At 68.2% G+C, this 2,559-nt stretch carries 2 protein-coding genes and 1 pseudogene; all 3 read left to right on the forward strand.

From position 1 onward, the window contains the following. On the forward strand, positions 1-204 hold a 204-nt coding region (locus BVI061214_RS13515), incomplete at its 5' end, for a hypothetical protein (protein ID WP_038067347.1). Positions 205-269: 65 nt separating this feature from the next. Beyond that, positions 270-863, forward strand: a pseudogene (locus BVI061214_RS14120) (IS200/IS605 family accessory protein TnpB-related protein); the annotation flags it as partial. 925 nt (positions 864-1,788) lie between these two features. Next, a complete protein-coding gene (locus BVI061214_RS13930) occupies positions 1,789-2,484 on the forward strand; it encodes a hypothetical protein (protein ID WP_248841789.1) in 696 nt (231 codons plus the stop codon). Positions 2,485-2,559: the final 75 nt, after the last annotated feature.

The raw sequence follows: 2,559 nt of genomic DNA on the forward strand, positions 1-2,559 counted from the left end.
CTGGCGGTGTTCCTTTGGGAAGTTGAGCGGTTGGGGGATCCGTTCAAGGGGTTTCTTTTGCAGCTCGGGGGCAAGCTGGGGCTGCCCAGCGAGAGGGATGGTCCGTACCTGCTCCTGAGGGGCCTGGTTCGCCTGCTCAACTATGAAGTCACCCAAGAACTCTTGAAGCAGGCTAAGGGAGGGCGAGGAAGGAGTTTTGGGTAAAGCCCTGGGAGAACGGCCCCCTCTGCACCCTCTTCGGCCTCAACACCCGCTACGCCGACGGGGCCATAGAGAAGGCCCAGGCCGCCCTGGACTCTGCCCGGGAGCTGGGCCAGGACCCCCGAAAAGTGGTCTTCGGGGGCAGAAAGCTCTTCGAGCAACTGAAGCGGAAGCACCTCTCGGGAAAAGCTCGGGAGCGCCTTAGGCGGGAGTGGAAGGAAAAGAGACAAGGCTTCCTCTACTCCCGGGGGGACGCCACCAAGAAGGGCAACGCCAACCTGCGTTTGGAATCCAGAGACGGCGCCCTCTGGCTTCGGGTCAACCTTGGGAATAGTGCTCACGTCCAGGCCCTGGTCAAGACCTCTCATCCCCAGCTGAAGGCTCTCATCGAGAGAGCCTACGCCTTTCTGCCTTACAACGTGACCCTCCAGCTCAAGGACGGCAAGGTCTACGCCCACTTCACCTGGAGCGAGGGGGTTCCCCCTCCCGTCCACACGAAGGCGAACGGGGTCCTGGGGATAGACGTCAACGCCGACCCCTACCACCTGGCGCTGGCGGTGGTGGGTAAGGACGGGAACCTGATTCGCCACCTCACCCTCTCCCTGGTGGACGCCGACAACGCTAGTGGAAGTGGAAGCGGGGCAGGCACTACCTGGACCTTACGCAACCCGGGCAACACCCTCTTCGGCGTGACCTACGGGAAGGGCCTCTTCGTGGCGGTGGGGGCTAAAGGTACCATCCTCACCTCCCGGGACGGGGTGAGCTGGACCCTGCGCAACTCAGGGACGAGCAGGGACCTCTTCGGCGTGGCCTACGGGAACGGCCGCTTTGTGGTGGTGGGGGAAGACGGCACCATCCTCACCTCCCCGGACGGGGTGAGCTGGACGGCGCGGACCTCGGGGACGAGCAAACTCCTCAACGGCGTGACCTACGGCAACGGCACCTTCGTGGCGGTGGGCGATTACGGAACCATCCTCACCTCCCCCTGAACCGGTGATCCCCACGCCCCTACCCCGCCCCATCGCCCGTGGGGCGGGGTACGCTTACCCGAGGCCCGGTGGGAGTGGGCGCGCCGGCGGACTTCGTCGGTACGCGGCCTTTGGTTGTGGGAGCGTTACCCCTGCACAAAGCGCACTTTTTGCGCACAAGGAGGTCCCTGAGGCAGGGGCGGAAGGGCCCCCTTCCCCTCGAGGGTCCCCTGGGGACCTGGGGGCCTAGCGGCCCCCCCTGAGGGGGCTAGGATCGAGTTCTTCCTCGTGGAGGTGGAGCTTTAGGCCCTCCCCCCGGGGTACCTGGTCCACGTGGAGGAAACCGTGGTCAAGGGGGGGCTCCAGGAGTGCCCCTACCCCACCCCCCCAGGGGCCACGGCGTGGGTGCGGGTCCGGTGGCAGGGGGGGCAGCTGGCCACCCGGGACGCGCCCTACCCGGGGTACGCCCCCCTCCTCTCCCCTAACCCCGCGCAGGGGTGCCCCACGGTAACGGCCAGCACCCGGCCCATAACGGGGCCCGGGGACAACGGGATGCACGCCTGGCGGAGGCCTGCGCCTGGTGGCCTGGGGCCTGGCGGGCCCCTGGAGGTGGATGGCCATGAGACGGTTGGTGATCCGCTTCAAAGACGGCTCCACGACCAGCCTGGACCTCGTGCCAGGCCGGGGGGGAGGCCCCACCGCCCCAGGGGCCACGGCGTGGGTGCGGGTCCGGTGGCAGGGGGGGCAGCTGGCCACCCGGGACGCGCCCTACCCGGGGTACGCCCCCCTCCTCTCCCCTAACCCCGCGCAGGGGTGCCCCACGGTAACGGCCAGCACCCGGCCCATAACGGGGCCCGGGGACAACGGGATGCACGCCTTTCTGGCGGAGGCCTACGCCTACTGGAAGGAGTGGCGGACGGACTGGTCCTGCCGGTACCGGGACTCTGAGGGCAACGAGTACACCACCACCGTCACCACGGGCGGGGAGGCGCCCGGGTCCCCCTACTACGCCTGCGCCTACCTCCGGGGCTACTGGCGGGTGAACTCGGGGGTGGTGAGCGCCACGGAGAGGCTTCCCGTCTACGTGTCCTGGGAGCAGGCGCTGGACTACGACGGGGTCTACCGGGAGTTCGCCACCCGCCTCCTGGAGGACCACAAGCGGGCCGGGGGGTCCATGCTGGCCTACGCCTTCGCCAAGGAGGTCCCCGAGCCGGTGCGCGGCGCCCTGAAGGGGGTGGCCCAGGGGTACTTCTACGACTGCAACTGGCTGGCATCTGCCAGCGGGCCGACCCCGCCGGGGAGGTCAAGTACCTGACGGACGTGCCCTCGGCCCTCACGGACCTCCTCCTACGGAGGTGGATGGCCATGAGACGGTTGGTGATCCGCTTCA

Origin of the sequence: Thermus aquaticus, assembly GCF_001280255.1 — a bacterium.
Lineage (GTDB): Bacteria > Deinococcota > Deinococci > Deinococcales > Thermaceae > Thermus > Thermus aquaticus.

Coding starts and splice junctions, on each gene's coding strand:
- BVI061214_RS13930 (WP_248841789.1), top strand. CDS start 1,789: ATGAGACGGTTGGTGATCCGCTTCAAAGACGGCTCCACGACCAGCCTG.